Here is a 24405-nt window from a genome sequence, read left to right on the forward strand (position 1 = left end):
CTGGGGAACGTCGTGGAGTAGGGCGCTGTGTCACAAAGGGTGGGCAACGAGCGGGAGCCGGCTGTGGGCGCGGCCGCCCCCTCGGAGCTGTTGGAGGGCGCCGGCGCCGGTTGCGAGGAGTCGTGGCGTCAGCTCGTGGAGCTGCACCTCCCGCTGGTGCGGGCGACCTGCGCCGCCTACGGGCTCGACGCCGACGCCGCGGCGGAGGTCAACCAGGTCGTGTGGCTGCAGCTGGCCGAGCGGCTGCCGCGCATCCGCCGGCCGGAGGCCCTGGGCAGCTGGATCGCCGGCGCGACCCGGACGTCGTGCCTCGACGGCCGCTGGTCGTCCCGCCGCCGTGGCGACGCGACGGCCCGGCTCGGTCGGTCGTCCCGCCACGGGACGGCTGCCGCGTTCGCCCGGGTCGGCGCCCGCTGCCAGCGGTTGCTGCGGTTGGCGGCGACGTCGCCGCGCCCGTCCGACGCCGATGTCGGGGCCGCGCTCGACCTCGCCGTCGACGAGATCGCCCCGTCGTGCGACCGCTGCCTGCAGCGCCTCGGCCGCATGACCGGCACCCCGCCCGACGAGATGCTGGGTGAGCTGCAGGCGGCGCTGGCGGCCGACGACGCCGTGCCGGGCGAGTGGCGGGCCGCGGCGCGCGTCGCCTTCGCCTGGGTGCTGCTCGACGCGCCCGTCGCGGAGCGGACGTACGTGTCGAGCCGGTCGCTCCTCGGCCTCGGCATCGTGCACCAGGCCCGGTTCGCGGTCGGGCTCGACGGCGTGGAGGTGACCGTCGAGGTGAAGGGCGACGACGTGGTGCTGACCGGCGACGTCGGCGGCTGCCTTCCCGTGAAGGTCGTCGCCCGCTGGCCGGGCGGCGAGCAGGTCGACACGACCGACGAGACCGGCGCCTTCCGCTTCCACGACCTGCCCCGAGCTCCGCTGTGCCTCCAGCTCGACGGCTCGATCACGCTGAAGACCGGCTGGATCGTGCCGTGAGCAGCACCCCGCCCGCAGAAGCACCCGGTTGAACTGCTGGTGTCGAGGGTCTGACCACTAGCCTTCCCCTGATGGTCCGCAGGTTCTGGGTGGAGACGCTGGGGTGCCCCAAGAACCACGTCGACTCCGACAAGCTCACGGGCACCCTGCTGGCCGACGGGCTCGTGCCCGCCGAGTCGCCCGAAGCTGCCGACCTGGTGGTCGTCAACACCTGCGCCTTCGTCGAGGAGGCCCGGCAGGAGTCGATCGACACGATCCTCGGCCTGTCCGACCGCACCCGGGAGCGTGACGCCGAGCTGGTGGTCACCGGTTGCCTGGCCGAGCGCTACGGCGACGACCTGGCCGAGGCCCTGCCGGAGGCCGACGCGGTGGTCGGCTTCGGCGTCCCCGTGTCGCTGGGGCCCACCCGCAAGGCGCCGTCCTTCGACCTGCTCAACCTGCCCCGCCCGGCACCCACGGCCCCGTGGGCCTACGTGAAGATCGCCGAGGGCTGCGACCGGGCCTGTGGCTTCTGCGCCATCCCCAGCTTCCGGGGGCCCCAGCGGAGCCGCACCCAGGAGTCGATCCTCGACGAGGTCGACGCGCTGGCCGGCGGCGGCGTCCGCGAGATCGTGCTGGTGGCCCAGGACCTGGCCGCCTACGGCCGCGACCAGGGGCAGGGCAGTCGCCAGATCGTCCCGCTGCTGGAGGCGGTGGCGGCCCGGGTCGACCGGTCGCGCCTGCTGTACCTGTATCCCTCCGATCTCACCGACGGTCTGATCGATGCGATCTGTGCCACCGGCGTCCCCTACTTCGACCTGTCGTTGCAGCACGTGGCGCGCCCGCTGCTGCGCCGCATGCGCCGCTGGGGCGACGGCGAGCGCTTCCTCGAGCGCATCGAGGCGATCCGGGCGCGGGTGCCCGAGGCGACGTTCCGCTCCAACTTCATCGTCGGCTACCCGGGCGAGACCGAGCAGGACCACGACGAGCTGCTCCGCTTCGTCGAGACCGCCCAGGTCGACTGGGTGGGCTTCTTCCCGTACAGCCGCGAGGACGGCACCTACGCCGCCGACCTCGACGGCCAGGTCGACCGGGTGCTGATGCAGGAGCGGCTGGCGGAGCTGCGCGACCTGCAGGATCCGATCACCGCGGCCCGGCGTGACGAGCTGATCGGCTCGACCGTCGAGGTGCTGGTCGACCAGCCGGGCGTGGCCCGCAGCCACCGCGAGGCGCCGGAGATCGACGGCATCGTCAACGTGCCCACCTCGCTGCCGGTCGGTTCCCTGGTCAAGGTCCAGATCACCGGTGCCGCCGGGCCCGACCTCGACGCCGAGGCCGACGCCGACGCAGCGGGCGGGCCGCCGAGCACATCGAGGCCCGACTCCGGTCCTTCGCACGCAGTCCCGGGCTGACCGGGCATGGCGACCTCGTTCGGCCCGTCGGCCATCGCCACCCCGGCCAACTACGTCACCATCGGGCGGCTGATGTTCGCCCCGCTGCTGTGGCTGCTGATCCTGGCCACCGACGGCCCGTCGTGGGTGGCGTTGGTGATCTGGACCGTGCTGGCGTCCACCGACGGGCTCGACGGCTGGCTGGCCCGCCGCATGGGCACCACCCGCTCGGGCGCCTTCCTCGACCCCCTGGCCGACAAGGCCCTGGTGCTGGGGGCCATGTGGGCGGTCGTGGTGGTCGGCGGCTTCTGGTGGCTCCCGGTGGCGCTGATCGCCATGCGGGAGGTGGGTATCTCGGTCTTCCGCTCCTACTGGGGGCGGCGTGGCCTGGCGGTGCCGGCCCGCTTCCTGGCCAAGGTGAAGACGGTGGTGCAGTCGGTGGCGGTGGGCCTGGCCCTGGCCCCGCCGTTCGAGGACACCCACGACGTCGTCACGCTGACCCTGTGGGTGGCGGTGGCGCTCACGCTGGTCACGGGCGCGCAGTACGTGATGGAAGGAAGCCGTTCGACGTCGTCGGGCGGGGTACGGGGAGCTGCGTCCGATGCGTTGTGAGATCGTCGCCGTCGGCACCGAGCTGCTGCTGGGCCAGATCGTCGACACGAACTCGGCGTGGTTGGGCGAGCAGCTGGCGCTGGCCGGCATCGACTGCACCAACGGTCAGACGGTCGGCGACAACCAGGAGCGCATGGTCGACGCGATCGCCCTGGCGCTGTCGCGGTCCGACGCCGTGGTGGTCTGCGGCGGGCTGGGGCCCACCCAGGACGACATCACCCGGGAGGCCATCGCGGCGGTGATGGGCGTGCGGCTGGTGCAGGACGACGACGTCGCCGACCGCGTCCTGGAGATGTTCGCCTCCCGGGGTCGCCGCATGCCGGCCAACAACCTGCGCCAGGCGATGGTGCCGGAGGGGGCGACGGCCATCGCCGACCCGCAGCCGGGCACGGCGCCGGGGCTGATCTGCCCGGTGGGCGACGGTGTCGTCTACGCCCTGCCGGGGGTGCCCTACGAGATGAAGGCGATCTTCCTGGGGGCGGTGATCCCCGACCTGCAGCGTCGTTCGGGTCAGCCGGCGGTGATCCGCTCCCGGACGCTGCGGACGTGGGGCGAGAGCGAGTCGGGCCTGGCCGAGCGCCTGGCCGACCACGTCACCGAGCTGGACGCTTCGGGCACCGTGACCCTGGCCTACCTGGCCAGCGGCATCGAGGGGCTGAAGGTGCGGATGACGGTGAAGGCGGCGACCGACGCCGAGGCCGAGGCCGTGCTCGACGCCGAGGAGGCGGTGCTGCGGGGGATGCTGGGCTCGCTGGTCTTCGGGATCGACGGCATGGGGATGGAGCACGCGGTGGCGGCCTTGTTGGAAGAGCGGGGCCTGACGCTGGCGGTGGCCGAGTCGCTGACGGGCGGCCTGGTGGCGGCCCGCCTGGTGAACGTGCCGGGCGCCAGCGCCTGGTTCCGTGGGGGAGTGGTGGCCTACGCCTCCGACGTGAAGTACACGCTGCTCGACGTCCCCGAGGGCCCGGTGGTGAGCGAGACGGCGGCCGCCGCGATGGCGTCGGGCGTCCGTTCGGTGCTGGGCGCCGATGTCGGCCTGGGGGTGACCGGCGTGGCCGGCCCCGACACCCAGGACGACGAGCTCCCGGGCACGGTCTTCCTCGCCGTCGACGGCCTGGACGAGAAGCCCCTGGTCACCCGGGTCACCCTGCCGGGCGACCGTGAGCGCGTCCGCCAGTTCGCCTGCATCTCGCTCCTCGACCTCCTCCGCCACCGCCTCTCCGCCACCGACTAGACACGCCGGGATGCGGCTGTTCGTCGCGGCGCAACCTCCGGACGACGTCCTCGACGCCCTGGTCGAGGTGGTCGTCGACCTCCGCCGTCGCCCCGACGCCGAGTCCCTGCGCTGGGTCACCCGTGAGCAGCTCCACGTGACGCTCCGGTTCCTCGGCGAGGTCGCCGACGTCGCTCCGGTCTTGGAGGCGTTGGCTGCGACCCGCCTCCCCGCCGCCGAGGCTGAGGCCACCCCCGGCGTGACCCGCCTGGGCCGCCAGGTCCTGTGCGTCCCGGTCGCCGGCGTCGACGCCCTCGCCGCCGCGATCACCCACATCGGCCCCGACGAAGACCGTCCCTTCCGCGGCCACCTCACGCTGGCCCGGGCGAGGGGCCGCAGGGGAGTGGTGGCCAGATCATTGGCCGGCACCCCCGTCGACCTGCACTGGCCGGTGCCGGAGGTCGCCTTGGTCCGCAGCCACCTGGGCCCCGACGGCCCCCGCTACGAGACGCTCGCCACCTTTCCGACCCACCATCCTTGATCGAACGGGTGTTCGGAAACTACATTGCTGTCATCCGGCCCTTAACTGTCACAGGGGCTTCTTAGGGTCTCGAGTAGAAGATCCCTCCCCCTTAGAAAGGACCGCCAAGGTGGACCGAGACAAGAACCTCGAGATGGCCCTGAGTCAGATCGAGAAGCAGTTCGGCAAGGGCTCTGTGATGCGCATGGGCGAGCGCACCAGCATGGGCATCGAAGCGATCTCCACCGGGGCGATGTCGTTGGACATCGCGCTCGGCATCGGGGGCCTGCCCAAGGGACGCGTCACCGAGATCTACGGGCCGGAGTCGTCGGGCAAGTCGACGCTGGCCATGCACGTGGTGGCCGAGGCCCAGCGCAACGGCGGCATCTGTGCCTACGTCGACGCCGAGCACGCCATGGATCCCGTCTATGCGAAGGCCATCGGGGTCGACATCGACGAGCTCCTCATCTCCCAGCCCGACACCGGGGAGCAGGCGCTCGAGATCACCGACATGCTGATCCGTTCGGGGTCGATCGACGTCATCGTGATCGACTCGGTGGCGGCGCTCACGCCCCGGGCCGAGATCGAGGGCGACATGGGCGACACACACGTCGGCCTGCAGGCCCGCCTCATGTCGCAGGCGCTGCGCAAGCTCACCGCCAACCTCAGCAAGTCCAACACGATCTGTGTCTTCATCAACCAGCTGCGGGAGAAGATCGGCGTGATGTTCGGCTCGCCCGAGACCACGCCGGGTGGCCGGGCGCTGAAGTTCTACTCGTCGGTGCGGCTCGACATCCGGCGGATCGAGTCGATCAAGGACGGCGTCGAGGTCGTCGGCAACCGCACCCGGGTGAAGGTCGTGAAGAACAAGGTGGCCCCGCCCTTCAAGCAGGCCGAGTTCGACATCATGTACGGCAAGGGCATCAGCCGCGAGGGCTCGCTGCTCGACGTCGGTGTCGACCTGGGCCTCGTGAAGAAGTCGGGTGCCTGGTACACGTACGAGGGCGAGCAGCTGGGCCAGGGGCGTGAGAACGCCAAGCAGTTCCTGACCGACACCCCCGAGATCATGATGGAGATCTCCGACAAGGTCCGCACGCAGCTCGGTGTCGGCGACGCCGCCGAGGCCGAGAAACCCGACGATGTGATGAGCGCCGCCGACGAGGAGCCCATCTCGCTGGACGACTGAGAGGCGGAGGCGCACCTGTCTCCGCACGCTCAAGGCTGGCCGCCTCCGCGCTGCCCTCACGACTAGGGTGACTGCCGGTAATTCCGGGGTCCGACACAGTGGGGGCAGCGCCACGGTGGGTGAAGTCTTGCTTGACAGCCAACCGGTAGCCGCGGGGGACAGGGAGTCGTTGACCGATCGGTTACGGCCGTCGGCTACCGCTTTCGGGCCGGCGCTGCTGATCCTGATCGGTCAACAGGTGTTCTTCCCGATGAGCGCCGGGCTGGTCCTGCGGGGCCTGGTGCTCGGCGGCCTCACGGCGATGATCGCCTTGGGCATGGCGATGGTGTACCGGGCCAACCGCATCATCAACTTCGCCCAGGCCGACCTCGGCTTGGCGCCAGCGGTGGTGTCGTTCCTGCTGATCCAGCAGACCGGCCTGCCCTATCCCGTGGCGTTCGCGGCCGGTCTGGCCATCGCGATCCTCTTCGGGGCGGCGGTCGAGCGGCTGGTGATCCGGCGCTTCTTCCGGGCGCCGCGGTTGCTGGTCACCATCGCCACCATCGGTCTCAGCCAGCTGCTGGTCGGCCTGGCCCTGCTGCTGCCCCGCCTGTGGGACATCGACTTCGCCGTCGGTCGCCTCGAGCCGCCGTTCGACGCCACGTTCTCGGTGGGCAGCGTCGTGTTCAACGCCAACGACATCCTCGTCCTCGTCATCGCTCCGGTCTCGATCGCCGTCGTGGCGCTGTTCCTGCAGCGCAGCGATGTCGGCGTGGCGATCCGGGCCAGTGCCGACAGCGCGGATCGCGCCTCGCTGCTGGGCGTCCCCGTCTACCGGCTGCAGACGGTCGTCTGGGCGGTGGCCGCGCTGCTCGCCTTCCTGACGGTGTTCCTCCGCAGCGGTGTCCAGGGCATCCCGACCCTCGAGTCCGCTCTGGGCCTGCAGGTGCTGATACGGGCGCTCGTCGCCCTGGTTGTCGGGCGGATGGTCCACCTCACCTCGGTCACCGCCGCGGCGGTGGCCCTCGGAGTGCTCGACCAGGGTGTCTTCTCCCACTACGGCGACCAGCGGATGACGTTCGTGGTGCTGGCCGCCGTCGTGGCGGTCACGCTGATCGCCCGCCGGGCCGAGATCGGCCGGGGCGACGGCACCGAGGACGTCGCCTGGCGCGGGGCCGAAGAGGTGCGCCCGGTGCCGTGGAGCCTCGGGCGGCTCCCGGAGGTGAAGTTCGGCCGGGGGGTCGCGTTCGGCCTCGTGGCGGCCGTCGCCATCGGGATCCCCTACGTCCTGGAGGTCGACCAGGTCTTCAAGGGCGGCACGCTGCTGATCTACGCCCTGCTCGGCCTGGCGCTGGTGCTGCTGTCGGGGTGGGGCGGCATCATCTCGCTGGGCCACATCGCCTACTTCGCCCTGGGCGCGGCGTTCGGTGGCTGGCTCATGTTGGAGCACGGCCTCGACCTCCTCCCCGTCCTGGTGCTGGCGGCCTGCCTCGGCGCCGGGGCCAGCACGATCGTCGGCGTGCCGACGCTGCGCCTGCGCGGCATGTACCTGGCGGTCAGCAGCCTGGCCTTCGCCCTGGCGGCGTCCACCTACCTGCTCGACCGCGACCGCTTCAAGTGGGTGCCGATCTCGAACCAGCTGATCGAACGCCCGCCGATCCTCGGGGGCTTCGAGGTCACCAGCGAGAGGGGCGCCTACTACATCGCCCTGTTCACGCTGTTCGTGACGATCCTCGGCGTCCGCAACATCCGCTCCAGCCGCTTCGGTCGGGCGCTGGTCGCCCTGCGCGACAACGAGCGGGCCGCCCAGGCCTACTCGGTGTCGCCGGTCCGGCTCCGGCTGGCGGCCTTCGCCCTGTCCGGGGCGATCGCCTCGCTGGCCGGCGCCCTGTTCACCTTCCAGCAGCGCACCTACGACTCCAGCTCGTTCGACCCGCTCGACAACCTGGCCGTCTTCGCGATGGTGGTGATCGGCGGCATGACGTCGGCCACCGGAGCCGTGCTCGGCGCCCTCTACTTCTGGGGCACCCGCTGGTTCCTCGACGACCAGTGGGCGATCATCGCCCAGGGCGCCGGCGTGATCGTGGTGCTGCTGCTGTTCCCCAAGGGCCTGGCGGGCGTGGTGTTCGGGTTCCGCGACCGGGCGCTGCGCGCGGTCGCCCGGGCCCGCCGCCTCGACGTCCCCGGCTACACGCGCCGCACCGCGTCCGACGCCGTCGCCGCTGCCGACGCGCTGATGGTCCTCGGCGTCGACGACACCCCCGACCTCGCCACCCAACCGGCTCCGACGGGAGCGCCGGTCGTCCCGGCCGTCGCCGCAGCCGGCCCCGAGCCCGCCGCCGCTGCTGCCGAGCCGCCGGTCGACCGCCGCGAGCTGCTGCTCGACGCGAGGGGCGTGAAGGTCGCCTACGGCGGGGTGCCGATCCTGTTCGGCATCGACCTGGCCGTCCGCAAGGGCGAGGCCGTGGCGCTGCTGGGCACCAACGGCGCCGGCAAGTCGACGTTGCTGCGGGCCATCTCGGGCCTGGTCACCCCCAAGGACGGGTCGATCCGGTTCGACGACCACGACATCACCGGCGGCCCCGCCCATCGCGTCGCCCGCCGGGGCCTGCTGCAGATGCCCGGCGGCCAGGGCATCTTCCCTACGCTCAGCGTCGCCGACAACCTGCGGGTGGCGTCCTGGCTCCACCGCCGCGACAAGGCCGCGGTCGCGGCCGGCATCGAGCGCGTCGAGGTCCTGTTCCCGGTCCTCCGGGCCCGGGCCGACGAGCGGGCCTCCAACCTCTCCGGCGGCCAGCAGCAGATGCTGGCCCTGGGCATGGCCCTCCTCGGGAAGCCGAAGCTGCTGATGATCGACGAGCTGTCGCTGGGCCTGGCGCCGACGGTGGTCGCGCAGCTGATGAAGTTCGTCGACCACCTGCGCGACGAGGGCACCACCCTCCTGGTGGTCGAGCAGTCGGTGAACGTGGCGCTGGGCATCGCCGACCGGGCCGTGTTCCTGGAGCGCGGCGAGGTCCGCTTCTCCGGCCCCGCCCAGGACCTGCTCGACCGCCCCGACCTGCTGCGCTCGGTGTTCCTCAGCTCGGCGTCCACCGTGACGGCCGAGGCGGCGGAGCTGGCCGACGGCCCTGCCGCCCCGCGCTCCGTGAAGCCCAACGGCGGCAGCGGCGGCGCAGCCGCACCGCCCCCGCTCCCCGTCCTCGAGACCCTCGGGCTCACCGTGGCGTTCGGCGGCCTCCGGGCGGTCGACGACGTCACGCTCGCCATCGAACCCGGCGAGATCGTCGGCGTGATCGGCCCCAACGGCGCCGGCAAGACCACCCTGTTCGACCTGCTCAGCGGCTTCGTGCCCCCGACGGGCGGCAAGGTGCTGCTGGCCGGCCGCGACGTCAGCCACCTGCGGGCCGCCGGCCGTGCCCGCCGGGGCCTGGGCCGCTCGTTCCAGGACGCCCGCCTGTTCACGTCCCTCACCGTCGACCAGACGATCGCCGTGGCGGTCGAGCGCTGGGTGCAGGTGGGCGACCCGCTGTCCGCGGCCTTCCACTTGCCCAACGTCTACGACAGCGAGCAGGCCGTGCGGCGCCGGGTGAACGAGCTGGTCGAGCTGCTGGGCCTGCAGCCCTACCGCTCGCTGTTCGTCGGGGAGCTGTCCACCGGCACCCGCCGTGTCGTCGACCTGGCCTGCCTGCTGGCCCACCGCCCGAGCGTCGTGCTGCTCGACGAGCCGGCGTCGGGCATCGCCCAGCGCGAGGTGGAGGCCCTGGCGCCCCTGATCCGGCGGGTCCGCGACGAGATGGGGGCCAGCGTCGTGCTGGTCGAGCACGACATCCCGCTGGTCGAGGAGGTGGCCGACCGCATGGTCGCCATGGACCGCGGCCGGGTCCTCGCCGTGGGCACGCCCGCCGAGGTGCTGGCCGACCCCGCGGTCGTCAGCTCCTACCTGGGCGACAACGCCACTGCCGTCAACCGTTCCGACCGACGAACTGCACCACCTCGGCCCGCCGCGGCCGGGCACGAAAGGGATGCCATCCGTGCAACCGAGCAGTGACACACCCCCGGAGCCGGAGCGCAACGCGCTGAAGCGCTACGGCCCGCTGGCCGCGATCCTGGTCGTGATCGCCCTGGTCGCGGGGGCGTCGATCGTCATGAGCGGCGACGACGACGAGGGCGGCGACGAGGAGACCGACGACGGCAGCGACGTCGCCGCCGAGTCGTACCCCGAGGGCGTCGTGACCTGGAACATGGCGCAGGACGACCCGAGCCTCGCCGCCGAGTTCCCCGACACCTGCGACCAGGAGACCGGCAAGGTCGCCATCCCGTTCTTCTTCGCCCCCGAGTGCACGGCGATCGCCGAACCGACCCCCGGCAGCCCGGTGGACGGCATCACCGAGGACACGATCAAGGTCGTGCTCTGGGTGCCCAACGAGAACGACGTGATCTTCTCGTTCATCAAGCAGGCGCTGGGCTTCGACGACACCATCGAGGAGTGGAAGGAGACACAGCTCGGCCTGGTCGAGATCTTCCAGAGCTACTACAACACCTACGGTCGCCAGGTGGAGGTCGAGTTCATCGAGGCGTCGGGGAGCATGACCGACTCGGTGGCGGCCCGCGCCGACGCGGTGAAGGCGGCGGCGATGAAGCCGGCCGCGGTGCTGGGCGGCCCACTGCTCGCCAACGTCTGGACCCAGGAGCTGCACAACCAGGGCATCATCTGCGTCGCCTGCCCCGGCATCGAGGACCCGGCACCCACGTCGTTCGGCCTGGTGGCGTCGGAGAAGCAGCTCAACACCCACTCGCTGAACTACGTCACCACCAAGCTCCAGGACAAGCCGGTCGAGTTCGCCGGCGACGAGCTCAACGGTGAGGACCGCGTGTTCGCCCAGATGACGCTGGCCCAGAACGAGAACACCCGCGAGAACGCGGAGTTGCTGAAGGGCGATCTCGAGGAGGCCGGCGTCGACGTCGTCAAGGACTACGCCTTCGAGCTGAACCTGGGCGGGGCCGCCGAGTTCGCCACCAGCGCCGTCACCGAGATGAAGGAGGCGGGCGTCACCACCGTGCTGACGCGCAGCGACCCCATCACGATGGGCGACATCAGCCGGGAGGCCACCAAGCAGGACTGGTTCCCGGAGTGGGTGATGCTCGCCCCGCAGCTGCTCGACACCAACGCCGGCGCGGGGCTGGTCGACCCCGAGCAGTGGCGTCACGCGTTCGGCATCAGCTACCTGCCGCCGGCGTCCGAGCCGAAGCTGAACCCCGCCTACAAGCTCTACGAGTGGTACCACGGCGAGCCTCCGCCGGCCGACGGCAGCCTGCTGCTGACCTACCCGCAGATCGCCCTGTTCTTCACCGGCCTCCACCTGGCGGGGCCGGACCCGACGCAGGAGAACACCCGGCAGGCCGCGTTCGCCTTCCCGCCGACGCCCCGGGCCCGCACCCAGCCGAGCGTCAACTACGGCACGGAGCTGTGGGACGGCGACGTCGACTACCAGGGCATCGACGACCTGGTCGAGCTCTGGTACGACCCCGACGTCGAGATCGTCGACGAGTTCGGTAACCCGCGCACCGGCGCGTACCAGTACGTCGACGGCGCCCGGCGCTACTACGCCGACGAGTGGCCCGAGGAGCTGAAGGTGTTCGACCCCGCCGGTGCGATCACGAGGATCACCGAGCCGCCTCCCGAGGAGGCCGTGCCCGACTACCCATCTCCTGCGGGTGGGGGCGGCTAGCAGGAGTAGCCTGCGGGCGCCCATGAGCGCCAGGACCTACGCCGTGCGCACCTTCGGGTGCCAGATGAACGAGCATGATTCCGAGCGGATCGTGGGGTTGCTCGAGGCCGACGGGCTGCGTCCCGCGGAGTCGCCCGACGACGCCGACGTGATCGTGCTCAACACCTGCTGCATCCGGGAGAACGCCGACAACAAGCTCTACGGCCACCTCGGTCACCTCAAGTCGCTGAAGGACCGCAACCCCGAGCTGCAGATCATGGTCGGCGGGTGCCTGGCCCAGAAGGACCGCGACGGCATCGTCGCCCGGGCGCCGCACGTCGACGTGGTGTTCGGCACCCACAACGTGGGCCGGGCCGCCGAGCTGCTGCGTGAGCAGCAGTCCGGGAGCGCGGGGTCGCTGGTCGAGATCCTCGACGAGGCGGCGAGCGACGATCGGGCCACCTTCCCGAGCGCCCTGCAGGTCCAGCGCGAGCTGCCCTACGCCAGCTGGCTGACGATCCAGGTGGGCTGCGACAACTCGTGCGCCTTCTGCATCGTCCCGGCGGTGCGGGGGCGGGAGATCAGCCGGCCGTTCGCCGAGCTGGTCGCCGAGGTCGAGGGGCTGGCCGCCGACGGTGTCACCGAGGTGACGCTGCTGGGCCAGAACGTCAACAGCTACGGCCGCGACCTGATGCTGGAGCGCCGCCAGGCCGGCGACCGCGACGCCAAGGTGCGTCCGTTGTTCGCCGACCTGCTGCGGGCGGTCGGCGCCGTCGACGGCATCCGGCGGGTGCGCTACACCAGCCCGCACCCCAAGGACCTGCGGCCGGAGACGATCGCGGCGATGGCGGAGACGCCGGCGGTGTGCGAACACCTCCACCTGCCGCTCCAGGCCGGCAGCGACCGGGTGCTGGCGGCGATGCACCGGGGCTACACGGCCGAGCGCTACCTCCGGAGGCTCGAGGCGGCCCGGGCGGCGATGCCCGACCTGGCCGTCACCACCGACATCATCGTCGGCTTCCCGGGCGAGACCGACGCCGACTTCGAGCGCACCCTCGAGGTAGTGGCCGAGGCGGCCTACGACAGCGCCTACACCTTCATCTTCAGCCCCCGTCCCGGCACCGAGGCGGCCGAGCGCACCGACGAGTTCGTCCCGTCGGAGGTGACCGCCGAGCGGTTCGAGCGCCTGCGGGTGGTGGTCGAGCGCTCGGCGCTGGCCCGCCATCGGGACCGGATCGGCCGGGTGGAGGAAGCCCTGGTGGAGGGCCCGTCCCGCAAGGATGCGACGGTCACCTCCGGCCGCACCCGCCAGAACAAGCTGGTCCACTTCCGCTCCGGATCGACCCTCCGTCCCGGCAGCTACGTCGACGTCCAGGTCACCACCGCCGCCCCCCACCACCTCACCGGGGAGCTCCTCGGGGTGACCGCACCAGCGACCCACAAGACCCGCATCCCCGTCGCTGTTGTCTGACGCCCCGACCCACCTGGCGCTGGTCGGGACGACGGCGTCGGGGAAGTCGGCGCTGGGTCTCGCCCTCGCCCGTCGTGATCCGCGCCTCGAGATCGTCTCGGTCGACTCGATGCAGGTGTACCGGGGGATGGACGTCGGCACGGCCAAGCCGACCGCGGCGGAGCAGGCCGAGGTGCGCCACCACCTGCTCGACCTGGCCGACCCGTGGGACGAGTTCACGGTCACCCGCTTCCAGCAGGCCTTCCGGGACGCGCTGGCCGACATCGAGGCCCGCGGCCGGCGGGCCCTGCTGGTCGGCGGCACCGGCCTCTACCTGCGAGCGGTGGTCGACGACCTCACCATCCCGGGCCGCTACCCCGAGGCGCGCGCCGAGCTGGAGGCCGAGCCCGACACCGTGGCCCTCTACGCCCGCCTCCAGCAGCTCGACCCCGCGGCCGCCGCCCGCATGGAGCCCGGCAACCGCCGCCGGGTCGTCCGGGCCCTGGAGGTGACGCTCGGCAGCGGCGCCCCGTTCTCGTCGTTCGGCCCCGGCCTGGAGGCCTACCCGCCCACGCCGTTCCGGCTCCTCGGCGTCGAGCTGCCCAGCGAGACCGTCGCCGCCCGCATCACCGCCCGGTACGCCGACCAGCTGGCCGCCGGCTTCGTCGACGAGGTCCGCCGCCTGGCCGCCGACCCCCGGGGCCTGTCGCGCACCGCCCGCCAGGCCCTCGGCTACCGCGAGCTGCTCGCCCACGTCGAGGAGGGCGTCGATCTCGACGAGGCCGTCGACCTGGCCGTCGGCCGCACCCGCAAGTTCGCCCGCCGCCAGCGGTCGTGGTTCCGGCGCGACCCCCGCATCGAGTGGCTGCGCGCCGACGACCCCACGACCCTGCGGGAACCGCTCGCGGCCCTCGTCCTGGCAAACTCCCCGCCAACCACCCCGCCATCGCCCCAAGCGGGGTCGGCTGCGCCGACGCCGTAGCCTTCTGATCACCATGCGGCTCACCAAGCACCACGGGCTGGGCAACGACTTCCTCGTCCTCCTCGACCGGTCGGGCCTCCACCCCGTCGCCGCCGACCTGGCCCGGGCCGTGTGCGACCGCTACCGCGGCATCGGCGCCGACGGCCTGATCAGGGCCGTCCGCCCCGGCACGGGCCCCGACCCCGAGCCGCCCGACGCCGTGATGGAGCTGCTCAACGCCGACGGCTCCCGCGCCGAGATGAGCGGCAACGGCATCCGCTGCCTGGTGCAGGCGATGGTGCTCGAGGGCTGGGTCGAGCCCAAGTCCGACGGCCCCACCCAGGTCGCCGTGCTCACCGACGCCGGCCTGCGCAGCGTGGTCGTCCAGCAGGCGATCGATGCCACAACCCACCTGATCACGGTCGACATGGGGCCGGTGCGCTTCGACCGGCGGGAGGCGAGCTGGGTCGGCGGTCCGTTCGTGCGCAGCGCCTGGGCCGACCTGGGCAACCCCCACCTGGTGCTGGAGGTCGACCGGGGCCAGGCGTTCGACGCCATCGACCTGGTCGGCATGGGCGAGCGGGTCAACGCCGGCACTCCCGGCGGCGCCAACGTCCACCTGCTCATCCCCGGCCCCGGCGACGACGCCGTCACCATCCGCACCTACGAGCGGGGCGTCGGGCCCACGCAGGCGTGCGGCACCGGGGCGTGCGCGTCGGCGGCGGTCGCCAACGCCTGGGGCCTGGTGGGCCGGCACGTGGACGTGCACCAGCCGGGCGGGGTCGCCGAGGTGCGGCTCGGGGCGACCGTCGAGCTGACCGGCCCGGCCACCGTGATCGCCGCCATCGACTACCCCTACACCCGCCCGGCCGCGGGATAAAGCGTGGCCCTACAGCGCCTTCACCGGGCAGGATCGTGGCCATGTCACTGATCGAGCGGTCGTTTCGCGAGAAGATCGTCCTGGTCGGTGTCACCCTCCCGCCCGACACGGCCGAGAAGACCGAGGCATCGCTCGACGAGCTGTCCCTCCTGGTCGACACGGCCGGTGCCGACGAGGTGGGTCGCCTCATGCAGCGCCGCAACGCGCCCGACCCGCCCACCTACGTGGGCAAGGGCAAGGCCGAGGAGCTCAAGGAGCTGGCGCTGGCCACCGACTGCGACACCGTGGTGTTCGACAACGAGCTCACGCCGGCGCAGCAGTTCAACCTGGAGAAGCTGCTCGGCCGCACGGCCATCGACCGCACCGCGGTGATCCTCGACATCTTCGCCCAGAACGCCCACAGCCAGGAGGGCAAGGCGCAGGTCGAGCTGGCCCAGCTGCGCTACCGGCTGCCGCGCCTGCGAGGGCGGGGCAAGGCGCTGTCGCAGCAGGCCGGCGGCATGTCGGCGGGCGGCGGCGCCCGCATCGGCACCCGCGGCCCCGGCGAGACCCAGCTCGAGGTCGACCGGCGGCGGCTCGTACGTCGGGTCCACAAGCTCGAGGCCGAGCTGCGCGAGGTCGACCGTCACCGTGACACCCAGCGCAAGGCGCAGCGCACCGGCGCCCTGCCGCGGGCGGTGATCGTCGGCTACACGAACGCCGGCAAGTCGACGCTGCTCAACCGGCTCACCGACGCGGGCGTCCTCGTCGAGGACCGCCTGTTCGCCACGCTCGACGCCACCACCCGTCGTCTCGACCTGCCCGGCGGCGAGCGCGTGCTGCTCACCGACACCGTCGGCTTCATCCGCAAGCTGCCGCACCAGCTGGTGGAGGCGTTCAAGTCGACGTTGGCCGTCGCCGTCGACGCCGACCTGCTGGTCCACGTGGTCGATGCCTCGGCACCCGACCCGGCCGGCAACATCGAGGCCGTCCGCTCCGTCCTCGGCGAGATCGGTGCGGCCGACGTTCCCGAGCTGATGGCGTTCAACAAGGCCGACCTGGCGCCGGACGCCGCCGAGCGCCTGGTGGACCGGTGGCCGGGCTCGGTGGCGTTCAGCGCCACCACCGGCGACGGCGTCGACGTGCTGGTCCGCACCGTCGGCGACCGGCTGCGGGCGCTCACCCGGGTGGTCGAGCTGGTGATCCCCTACGAGCGGGGCGACCTGCTGGCCGCGGTGCACCGTGGGGGAGAGGTGCTGTCCGAAAGCCCTGGTGAAGGTGGTATGTACATACGGGGTCGCTTCGACGAGGCGACGGTCGGGCGCTTGGGTGAGTTCGTGACCAACGCCTGACCGTGCAGCCGGGCGGCACGGTTTGGTGGCCGTGGCGCCGTGGGAACGGTCCCGCAACCTCATCCGACCCTGGAGGTCGCAGAGTGCTCTGGTCACTGATCACGTTCCTGGTCCTCGGCGTCATCGCCGGCTACATCGCCCGACTGCTCGTCCCCGGCGAGGACCCGCTGTCGTTGCCGCTGACCGCGGCGCTGGGCGTCGTCGGGTCGTTCGTGGGCGGCTTCCTCGGTCGGATCATCTTCGACTCCGGCGACGGCATCATCCAGCCCAGCGGGATCATCGGCTCGGTGATCGGCGCCGTCATCGTGCTGATGATCTACAACTTCTTCGACGGCGAGAAGCGCGCCAACGCTTGAAGAGCTCGCTGCACCAGGGGATCTAGTCTGCTGAAGTGCAGCAAGCGTTCAGGCCACCGCCGTACCCCTACGACCGTCTCGACGCACTGCGCCCGCTAGCCGACCGGCTGCCGGGCGGGTGCGTGGATCTCTCCATCGGCACGCCGTGCGACCCGCCGCCGGCGTTCGTGATCTCCGCGCTGGCGACGTCGGGTCGGGAGCGGGGCTACCCGCCGTCGGTGGGCTCGGCGGACATGCGCGACGCCGTGGTGGCCTGGTTCCGCCGGCGCTTCGACGTGGCGGTGTCGCCGTCGGACGTCGCCGCCTGCGTCGGCACGAAGGAGCTGGTCGCAGGCATCCCACAGTGGCTGCGGCTGCGTGACCCGGGGCGCGACACGGTCCTGTACCCCGAGCCGAGCTACCCGACCTACGCCATGGGGGCCACGTTGGCGGGCTGCCGCTCGGTCGCCTACCGGACGCTCGACGACATCGCCGAGGCCGACGCGGCGCGGGCGCTGTGCCTGTGGGTCAACACGCCCGGCAACCCGACCGGCGAGCTGTTCGACCTGCCGACCGCCGCCGCCTGGGGGCGCTCGCGGGGCGTCCCCGTGCTGTCCGACGAGTGCTACATCGAGTTCACGTGGGACGGACCGGGCCGCACGATCCTCTCCGAGGGCACCGAGGGCGTGCTGGCGCTGCACTCGCTGTCGAAGCGTTCCAACCTGGCCGGGCTTCGGGTCGGCTTCTACGCCGGCGATGCCGAGCTGGTGCACTACCTGTCCGAGGTGCGCAAGCACGCGGGCTTCATGGTGCCGGGCCCGGTGCAGGCCGCCGCGACCGCGGCGTTGGGCGACGATGCGCACGTCGAGGAGCAGCGGGAGCGCTACCTGGGGCGCCTGTCGGTGATGCGCGACGCGCTGCTGTCGATGTCCGTGGAGTGCGACTTGCCCGCGGGTGCCTTCTACCTGTGGGCGCGGGCGCCGCACGGCGATGCGTGGAAGCTGGCGTCCGAGTTGGCCGAGCGCGGCGGAGCGCTGGTGTCGCCGGGCGACTTCTACGGCGCCGCCGGGGCCGAGCACGTGCGGATCGCCGTGGTGCAGCCCGACGACCGGCTGGCGCTGGTCGCGGAACGCCTGGCCAGCTGACGCGCCAGACTGACCACCATGCAGCCGGGTCCCTATGGAGCGCCGCCCGTCGCGCCGTCCAGCACCGAACCGCTCAAGCCGAACGGGTGGTGGTACGTCGTCGCCGCGACGCTGGGGATCGGCGGCATCGTGCTCGCCGTGGTCATCGGTGTGCGGACGGCGCAGACGTACTCCGACCGGATCGGTGACTTCCAGCGGGTCGACGTCCCCGGCTCCGGCACCGTCACCCTGGACTCGGGCAACTACAGCGTCTACCAGGAGTTCGACGGCGCCAACGACGACTTCCGGTTCGATCCCAGCGTGACGGTGAACCTGACGGCGCCCGACGGCAGCGCGGTCGACCTCGACAGCTACTCCGGCACCGTCACCTACGCCGACGGTGACGGCCATGAGGGCGAGGCGCTGTTCACGTTCCGCGCCGAGGAGTCCGGCGACTACCGGGTGAGCGCCGAGGGCGACAGCGAGTCGGTGATCGCGGTGGGCCCGGGCATCGGCGGCGGCCTGGTGGCGGGCATCATCGGTGCGCTGCTGTCCGGCTTCGTCGGCGTGATCGCCGGCGTCGTCGTCGCGATCATCGTGGCGGTCAAGCGCAGCGGCTCCAAGACCCGCCGCCAACTCGCACTCGTCGGTTCGGGCTACCGCCCCCCAGGCCCTCCGGGTGCGGGTGGCGGCTGGCCCCCGTCCCCCCAACCGATGTGGCCCCACTACCAGCCTCAACCCCAGCACCAGGCCCCGCCCGGGTACCAACCGCCCGCTCCGCCGGCGGCCCCGGCCCCGCCGATGCCTCCAGCCCCACCGCCACCGCCGCCGCCTCCGCCGGAACCTCCGGCCTCGTCGCCGCAGCCCGAGCCGCCGACGGCTCCGACCACGCCGATGCCCGGTGCGACGCCACCCAACGAGCCGCCGCCCCCGGCGTGAGGGTGGGTGTCAGTTGTGGTGGAGGGCGGGGTTCAGCTCGACCGACTGGCGGCCGGCGCGGGGGACCACCTCGACGGTGCCGGTGACGCTGTGGCGGCGGAACAGCAGGCGGTCGCTGCCGCTCAGCTCGCCGGCCTTGAGCACCGTGCCGTCGGGCAGCGTCACCCGGGTGCCGGCGGTGACGTAGAGGCCCGCCTCGACCACGCAGTCGTCGCCCAGTGAGATCCCGATGCCGCCGTTGGCGCCGAGGAGGCAGCGCTTGCCGACGCGGATGACCTCCTTGCCGCCACCCGACAGCGTCCCCATGATCGACGACCCGCCACCGATGTCGGAGGCGTCGTCCACGACGACACCGGCGCTGATGCGGCCCTCGACCATGGCGGAGCCCAGCGTGCCGGCGTTGAAGTTCACGAACCCCTCGTGCATGACGGTGGTGCCGTCGGCCAGGTGGGCGCCGAGGCGGACCCGATCGGCGTCGGCGATCCTCACACCCGAGGGCACCACGTAGTCGGTCATCCGCGGCATCTTGTCGAGGCCGAACACCTGCACCGGCACCCCGCTGGCGCGGAGCCGCAGCCGCAGCTGCTCGAAGCCCTCGACCGGACACGGCCCGAGGTTCGTCCAGACGACGGTGTTGAGCAGGCCGAACAGTCCGTCGAGGTTGGCGCCGTTCGGTTGGATCAGCCGGTGGGACAGGAGCTGGAGCCGCAGGTAGACGTCGTAGGTGTCGACCGGGGGGTCGCTGAGCGCCTCGATCGTGGTCGCCACGGCGATCCGCTGCACACCCCGCTGGTCGTCCGGCCCGAGCACGTCGCCCAGGTCGACGCCCAGGGCCTCGCCGGCCTCGTCGTGGGGGAGCAGCCGGGTCCCGGTCGGGTTGGGCGACAGGGCGGTCAGCGTGGGCGAGGGGTACCAGGCGTCGAGCACCCTCCCGTCCTGGTCGAGAGTGGCGAGGCCCACGGCGTAGGCCCCGGTCGAGGGAGTGCTGGCGGCGGTCACGCCCGCCAAGTTAGTGGCGCCTCGTCGGGGATCTCACCCCGCCGACCACCCCGCCGCCGCCCCGAGCGGTCTCGGGCTTCGCCGAGTCCGTTAGCTTCCTGGCATGGTCGACCTGCTGCAACGCACCGCCGAGCTCGTCGCGGTGGCGTCGGTGAGCCTCGACGAGGGGCGGTTGGCCGACATCGTCGAGGCCGAGCTGCGAGGCATCACGGGGTTGGAGGTCGACCGCGTCGGCGACAACGTGGTGGCCCGCACGGCGCTGGGTCGGTCGACGCGCCTGGTGCTGGCCGGCCACCTCGACACCGTGCCGCCCAACGGCAACGCCGACCCCCGCATCGACGGCGACACCCTGTGGGGTGTGGGCTCCGCCGACATGAAGGGCGGCCTGGTCGTGATGCTCACGCTGGCCCACGAGGTGCCGACGCCGGGCGTCGACGTGACCTGGGTCTTCTACACGGGGGAGGAAATCGCCTCCACGCACAACGGCCTCGGGCACCTGTTCCGCGACCGGCCGGATCTGGTGGCCGGCGACGTGGCGATCCTGGGCGAGCCCACCGACGGCCTGATCGAGGCCGGCTGCCAGGGGTCCCTGCGGGTGGCGATCACCCTCGCGGGCCGACGGGCGCACACCGCCCGGCCGTGGATGGGCCGCAATGCCATTCACCGTGCCGGGCGGCTGCTCACCGCCCTGGAGTCCTACGAGGCTCGCCGACCGGTGCTGGACGGCTGCGAGTTCCGGGAGTCGATGGAGGCGGTCGCAATCGAGGGCGGCGTGGCCGGCAACGTGGTGCCCGACCGGGTCACGATCACCGTCAACGTCCGCTTCGCTCCGGACCGGTCCGCCGAGCAGGCCGAGCAAGGGCTGCGCGACCTCTGCGGCGACCTCCTCGAGCCCGACGACGAGTGGAAGGTGGTCGACGTCGCGTCCGCCGCGCCGCCCGGGTTGGACCACCCGGTGCTCGCCGGGCTGCGCGACGGCGGTGCGCTCGGGGTGCGGGCGAAGCTCGGCTGGACCGATGTGGCCCGGTTCGCCGCCGCCGGCATCCCCGCCGCGAACTTCGGTCCTGGTGATCCCACGCTGGCCCACACGCCGGAGGAGCGTGTCGAGCGGGCCTCGCTCGACACGACCTACCGGGCCCTGCTGGCCCTGCTCACAGACGGCGCAGCACGGTGACCACCCGGCCGTAGATCGTCACGTCCTCCGGCGGCAGCTCGATGGGATCGAGCCGGGCGTTCGACGGCACCAGCACGACGTTGTCGCCCTTCCGGGTGAACGTCTTGACCGTGGCCTCGTCGCCGGGAATGCCTGCGACCACGATCTCGCCCTCGCCCGCTTCGGACTGCGCCCGGCAGACCACGAAGTCGCCGTCGAGGATGCCGGCGTCGATCATCGAGTCGCCTCGGACCCGCAGCATGAAGAGCTCACCCTCGCCGGTGAAGTCGGCCGGCAGCGGGAGCACCTCCTCGACGTTCTCCTGCGCCAGCACGTCGGTACCGGCGGCCACGTCGCCGACGAGCGGCACGTGCTTGACCGGGCGCCGGTCGATCGCGGCGTCGGAGTTGGAGTCCCACCGCACCTCGATCGCACGCGGCTTCGTGGGGTCACGCCGCAGGTAGCCCCGACGCTGCAGGGCGTTGAGGTGCGCATGCACCGTGGACGGTGAGGTCAGCCCGACGGCCTCGCCGATCTCACGGACCGACGGGGGATAGCCGTGGTCGCGCATGTGCTGCTCGATCATCTCGAGGATCTCGCGCTGCCGGGGCGTCAGCGTCATCGCAGCCATCGGGCTCTCCTTGAACGCCGGCTGTCGCTCGGTAGGTCCGGGCGAACGTGCGTTCCGGGCACCGTAACAGCCGCCCGCGGCGGAAACAAACACCCGTTCGGTGCAGGGAGAACCCGGCCCGGAGCGACGAAACCGACGACGTCAGCCGAGATCGATGTGCACGGGTGGGGCCGCGCCCGGCCCGTCGAAGGTCAGCCGGAGGTCTCTGGCAGCCTCGGGCACCTCGAACACCAGCGTCGCCGGCCGGACCTCCCCGGGAGTGAGGGACCCGTCCAACAGCGGCAGGTCCTCCGCCGTCTCGGCGACGCCGAAGCGCCGGTCGGTGGGGTCGCGCAGCTCGAACTGCAGGCGGGACGACAGGGCGACCGGCGCCGACGACAGGTTGGTGACCTCGACGTCGACGGCGACCCAACGTCCACCCGCCAGCGGCGTGACGACGGCATCCTCGCCCTCGAACGGATCGACGACGGCCTGGACGACCAGCTGGACGTCGCCCGAGACCGTGCGGTCGCCGAGCGCCCGGAGCGCGACGCGCTGCCGGGTGTCCGGGCGCTCCGCCGCGGCGGCGACGGTCGACCTCGCCGGCGCCTCGGCCGACGTGTCCTCGTCACCCCCGTTCAGCAGGAGGGTTCCGCAGAACCCCAACAGCAACACCCCGGACCCCGCGACGAGCGCGCGTGCTCGACCCATGCCGCGCGTCCTTTCTCCCCAGGCGCCCCCCGGCGCAGCCCCATGGCCTGTATGGCCCCGGCCAGAACTTTACTACGGGTAACTACCCTGGGTAACTAGGACCGCGGATGTTCTGGGACTCGGCCGGACGGCGACGACGACGTTCGAGCCACATCAACGCCTCCCGTCGACTCAGCCCGCTGAGCTCGTCCCGATGGGCCTCGACGAAGGCGACCACGGCGGCCTCGTCGGTCTTGGTCAGCTCCCGCAGCGCCCAGCCGATCGCCTTGCGCACGAAGAAGTCCCGGTGGCCGGCGAGATGCAGGCAGGCAGCGAAGAGCCACTCCTGGTCGGTGGCGTCCTTCCAGCGGTTCATGTGCAGCAGGGCCGAGCGGCTGAGCCACATGTCGTCGCCGCGCACCCAGCGATCCATGGTCGTGCGCAGTTCGGGGTTCTGTCGCACCACGTCCCCGACGGCATGCGTGGCCAAGCTGTCGACGGTGTCCCACCACGGCCTCGTGGCCAGCAGGCTCTCGAGCGTGCCCAGCAGTGCGGCCGTCGCCGACCGCGACGAGGCGTGGCGGTTCACCAGGCGACACGCCAGGTGCTGGTGCTCGCGCTCCGGTCGCCGCCAGAGCTCCGCGGCCACCGCGGCCACCAGCGGCTCGGGCAGCTGACGGGGCAGGCCGGCGGTCGCCTCCCGGTAGGCGTCCTGCTGGGCCGGGGCGGCGACGCCGAGGAACGGGAACTGGTGGCGCATGTAGGCCGCCATGGCGGGCGCCCGGTCGGGATCGCGGCGGCTCGCGAGCGCCGCGACGAAGCGTTCGACGAGATCGTCCGCCGTCGGCAGGTCGCGGCTCATCGCCACAGGCTGGCACGTCATGGGAACACTTGACGGCGAACGGGCGTTCGTGGTCTAGTGACGACGAACAGGCGTTCGTCGGCTCTCGGGAAGGAATTTCGAGCCGGCAGGTCTTAACTGTCACACCCCGCAAGGAGGCTGGGCGACATGGTTGCAGTCCAAGTACCGCAGTTCGAGCCCAGCGAGTGGCTCGATCCCCAGGAAGCAGACGACGCTCGCCGGCGCGGCCTCGATGTCGGCGTCTGGCCCGACCCGCCTCCCGTTCGCCCGTTGCGGCGTCCGCTGCCCGACCGGGCGACGCGCATCCGTCGCCGGCGTCTGGCCGCGCTGTTGCTCGTGGTGCTGCTGGCGCTCGGCCTCGCGGCGATGCTCCGTTGGACGGCGGCGAACGTCGTCGGCAGCGACGAGTCGCCCCAGCCGATCACCTCGTCGGTCTACGTGGTCCAGCCGGGTGACACGCTGTGGTCGATCGCCGAGCGCGTGGCGCCCGGCACCGACCCCCGGCCGGTCGTGGCGGAGCTGCGAGAACGCAACGGCGACAGCGAGCTCGAGGTTGGCGACCGCCTCGACGTGGCGGAACTGGGCTAATCCTGAACGAGGTAGCGTCACGGCGGTGCGGTGTCCCGCGTGCGGCAACCTCGATGACAAAGTGATCGACTCACGGCAAGCCGACGACGGTCGCTCGATCAGACGACGCCGGCAGTGCCTGGGTTGCAGCGGGCGCTTCACGACCTTCGAGCGGGTCGAGGCGGCGGCGCTGGTGGTGGTGAAGCGTTCGGGTCTACGAGAGCCGTTCGACCCCGCCAAGATCGTGACCGGTGTCCGATCGGCCGCCAAGGCCCGACCGGTGGACGAGGCCGACATCGACGCCATGGTCGTCGGCGTCGAGGAGGAGATCCGGCTCGAGAGCGGCACCGAGGTGACGTCGGAGCTTCTCGGACGCACGGTCCTGGAACGCCTCTACGAGCTCGACGTCGTCGCCGCGGTGCGCTTCGCGTCGGTCTACAAGGGCTTCGACGACCCCGCCGACTTCGAGCGCGAGCTCACGCTCCTGACGAAGCGCACCGCACCCAAGTCGCCGTAGGAGAGACGAGGTTCCGGGCCGGGCGGTGTGCCGTGGCCGGCGGAACCCCCCAGCCGGTCCCGCCGAACCCGGCAGGCCAGGGGCCCATTCATGCTGCTAGTGGGCCCGCACCGACGTACCCGACGGAGGCGGTTCGCCAAGCACGACCGATGCGGACCCACTTAATGAGACAGGGGCGAGAGGTGATAATGACGCGCGTCTCACGTGAAAATAGTCACTCTCTGAGGTTGCCGCCACCCGCGGACCGCGATCAGTGGCGATCACGCAGGTAGCGGAGGAAGAGGAAGCCGTCCTCCTCGGTCACCTCGTCGAGCGTCAGCGCCAGGGTCTGCGCCGGCGCCCCGGGGGCCACGATCCGTCGGGCGGCCCCGCCGACCAGCAGCGGCGCCACCGTGAGGCGGAGCTCGTCCACGAGGTCCTC

The 24405-nt window shown here is 72.1% G+C and carries 22 protein-coding genes; 18 read left to right on the forward strand and 4 right to left on the reverse strand.

The window, feature by feature from the left end; all coding sequences use genetic code 11:
* Positions 1 to 27 precede the first annotated feature (27 nt).
* The 15 genes from VK611_04955 (at position 28) to VK611_05025 (ending at position 18586) form a co-directional block, all read left to right on the forward strand.
* Positions 28 to 978, forward strand: a complete 951-nt coding sequence (locus VK611_04955) for a sigma factor (protein ID HMG40652.1) — start codon at positions 28 to 30, stop codon at positions 976 to 978.
* Positions 979 to 1049: 71 nt separating this feature from the next.
* Complete coding sequence (rimO, locus tag VK611_04960) at positions 1050 to 2369, forward strand: 30S ribosomal protein S12 methylthiotransferase RimO (protein HMG40653.1); 1320 nt, start codon at positions 1050 to 1052, stop codon at positions 2367 to 2369.
* Positions 2370 to 2375: 6 nt separating this feature from the next.
* On the forward strand, positions 2376 to 2960 hold the full coding sequence (locus VK611_04965; protein ID HMG40654.1) for a CDP-alcohol phosphatidyltransferase family protein: 585 nt from the start codon (positions 2376 to 2378) through the stop codon (positions 2958 to 2960).
* The gene (locus VK611_04970; protein HMG40655.1) at positions 2950 to 4194 is read left to right on the forward strand and encodes a competence/damage-inducible protein A; all 1245 of its coding nucleotides are present in this window, start codon (positions 2950 to 2952) and stop codon (positions 4192 to 4194) included. Before VK611_04965 ends, VK611_04970 begins: the two co-directional genes overlap by 11 nt.
* A 10-nt stretch (positions 4195 to 4204) precedes the next feature.
* Positions 4205 to 4714 carry a 2'-5' RNA ligase family protein gene (locus VK611_04975; GenBank protein ID HMG40656.1) on the forward strand — a complete coding sequence of 170 codons (510 nt, stop codon included), beginning with the start codon at positions 4205 to 4207 and terminating at the stop codon, positions 4712 to 4714.
* Between the two features lie 109 nt (positions 4715 to 4823).
* Complete coding sequence (recA, locus tag VK611_04980) at positions 4824 to 5879, forward strand: recombinase RecA (GenBank protein HMG40657.1); 1056 nt, start codon at positions 4824 to 4826, stop codon at positions 5877 to 5879.
* 169 nt (positions 5880 to 6048) lie between these two features.
* On the forward strand, positions 6049 to 9906 hold the full coding sequence (locus VK611_04985) for an ATP-binding cassette domain-containing protein (GenBank protein HMG40658.1): 3858 nt from the start codon (positions 6049 to 6051) through the stop codon (positions 9904 to 9906).
* Positions 9890 to 11587 carry a hypothetical protein gene (locus tag VK611_04990; GenBank protein HMG40659.1) on the forward strand — a complete coding sequence of 566 codons (1698 nt, stop codon included), beginning with the start codon at positions 9890 to 9892 and terminating at the stop codon, positions 11585 to 11587. Before VK611_04985 ends, VK611_04990 begins: the two co-directional genes overlap by 17 nt.
* Before the next feature lie 22 nt (positions 11588 to 11609).
* Entirely contained in the window at positions 11610 to 13037 is a 1428-nt protein-coding gene (gene miaB, locus VK611_04995; GenBank protein ID HMG40660.1) for a tRNA (N6-isopentenyl adenosine(37)-C2)-methylthiotransferase MiaB, read from the forward strand.
* Positions 13030 to 13998 (forward strand): tRNA (adenosine(37)-N6)-dimethylallyltransferase MiaA, encoded by a 969-nt coding sequence (miaA, locus tag VK611_05000; protein HMG40661.1) that lies wholly within the window; start codon positions 13030 to 13032, stop codon positions 13996 to 13998. The genes miaB and miaA overlap by 8 nt, the downstream gene beginning before the upstream one ends.
* Positions 13999 to 14011: 13 nt before the next feature.
* Complete coding sequence (dapF, locus tag VK611_05005; GenBank protein HMG40662.1) at positions 14012 to 14857, forward strand: diaminopimelate epimerase; 846 nt, start codon at positions 14012 to 14014, stop codon at positions 14855 to 14857.
* Between the two features lie 41 nt (positions 14858 to 14898).
* Positions 14899 to 16188 carry a GTPase HflX gene (gene hflX, locus VK611_05010; GenBank protein ID HMG40663.1) on the forward strand — a complete coding sequence of 430 codons (1290 nt, stop codon included), beginning with the start codon at positions 14899 to 14901 and terminating at the stop codon, positions 16186 to 16188.
* 83 nt (positions 16189 to 16271) lie between these two features.
* Positions 16272 to 16544 (forward strand): GlsB/YeaQ/YmgE family stress response membrane protein, encoded by a 273-nt coding sequence (locus VK611_05015; GenBank protein ID HMG40664.1) that lies wholly within the window; start codon positions 16272 to 16274, stop codon positions 16542 to 16544.
* A 35-nt stretch (positions 16545 to 16579) separates the two neighbouring features.
* Entirely contained in the window at positions 16580 to 17668 is a 1089-nt protein-coding gene (gene dapC / locus VK611_05020; protein HMG40665.1) for a succinyldiaminopimelate transaminase, read from the forward strand.
* Positions 17669 to 17686: 18 nt separating this feature from the next.
* Positions 17687 to 18586 (forward strand): hypothetical protein, encoded by a 900-nt coding sequence (locus VK611_05025; protein ID HMG40666.1) that lies wholly within the window; start codon positions 17687 to 17689, stop codon positions 18584 to 18586.
* A gap of 9 nt (positions 18587 to 18595) precedes the next feature.
* Here VK611_05025 and dapD read toward each other — a convergent pair whose 3' ends face one another.
* Positions 18596 to 19585 (reverse strand): 2,3,4,5-tetrahydropyridine-2,6-dicarboxylate N-succinyltransferase, encoded by a 990-nt coding sequence (dapD, locus tag VK611_05030; protein ID HMG40667.1) that lies wholly within the window; start codon positions 19583 to 19585, stop codon positions 18596 to 18598.
* Between the two features lie 103 nt (positions 19586 to 19688).
* On the opposite strand from dapD, the gene dapE reads away from it, so the two are divergent.
* Entirely contained in the window at positions 19689 to 20759 is a 1071-nt protein-coding gene (gene dapE / locus VK611_05035; protein ID HMG40668.1) for a succinyl-diaminopimelate desuccinylase, read from the forward strand.
* Here dapE and lexA read toward each other — a convergent pair.
* From lexA to VK611_05050, 3 genes are all read right to left on the reverse strand, one after another.
* A complete protein-coding gene (gene lexA, locus VK611_05040; protein ID HMG40669.1) occupies positions 20737 to 21360 on the reverse strand; it encodes a transcriptional repressor LexA in 624 nt (207 codons plus the stop codon). The genes dapE and lexA overlap by 23 nt on opposite strands.
* 150 nt (positions 21361 to 21510) lie before the next feature.
* Positions 21511 to 22059, reverse strand: coding sequence for a DUF4352 domain-containing protein (locus tag VK611_05045; protein HMG40670.1), 549 nt, complete (start codon positions 22057 to 22059; stop codon positions 21511 to 21513).
* Positions 22060 to 22141: 82 nt separating this feature from the next.
* Positions 22142 to 22900 carry a DNA alkylation repair protein gene (locus VK611_05050; protein ID HMG40671.1) on the reverse strand — a complete coding sequence of 253 codons (759 nt, stop codon included), beginning with the start codon at positions 22898 to 22900 and terminating at the stop codon, positions 22142 to 22144.
* A gap of 147 nt (positions 22901 to 23047) precedes the next feature.
* On the opposite strand from VK611_05050, the gene VK611_05055 reads away from it, so the two are divergent.
* Together VK611_05055 and nrdR are read left to right on the forward strand one after the other, a co-directional pair.
* The gene (locus VK611_05055) at positions 23048 to 23488 is read left to right on the forward strand and encodes a LysM peptidoglycan-binding domain-containing protein (GenBank protein HMG40672.1); all 441 of its coding nucleotides are present in this window, start codon (positions 23048 to 23050) and stop codon (positions 23486 to 23488) included.
* A gap of 25 nt (positions 23489 to 23513) precedes the next feature.
* Complete coding sequence (gene nrdR, locus VK611_05060; protein ID HMG40673.1) at positions 23514 to 23984, forward strand: transcriptional regulator NrdR; 471 nt, start codon at positions 23514 to 23516, stop codon at positions 23982 to 23984.
* Positions 23985 to 24405: the final 421 nt, after the last annotated feature.

The organism is Acidimicrobiales bacterium (assembly GCA_035316325.1).
GTDB lineage: Bacteria > Actinomycetota > Acidimicrobiia > Acidimicrobiales > VFJN01 > DASXTK01.